Annotated in this window: 1 protein-coding gene; it reads right to left on the bottom strand. The window is 71.7% G+C overall.

What is annotated here, in order from left to right:
• Window positions 1-205 (bottom strand): aconitase family protein (locus IF09_RS41520; protein ID WP_037637346.1); only part of this gene is annotated, 205 nt, incomplete at both ends.

Raw genomic sequence — 205 nt, 5'->3', positions numbered from 1 at the left:
GGGAATGCAGACGCACACCGAACTCCGCACAGTTCGCCCGCAGCGTCTCGAGCTGGGCCCGGGAGACCGGGTCCGCGATCGGCTTGTCGATGTCGAGGGGGGGGGGGTTGTGGTCCTCGGTGGCGATGGTGAGGTCGAGCCGCCGGACCTTGCGGCCGGCCTGCCGCAGGCCCTCGAAGGCCTGGGGGCTGGTCACCTCGTGCAG

It is taken from the genome of Streptomyces katrae, assembly GCF_000717655.1.
Lineage (GTDB): Bacteria > Actinomycetota > Actinomycetes > Streptomycetales > Streptomycetaceae > Streptomyces > Streptomyces katrae_B.
This window is presented reverse-complemented; position numbering and strand designations above follow the sequence as displayed.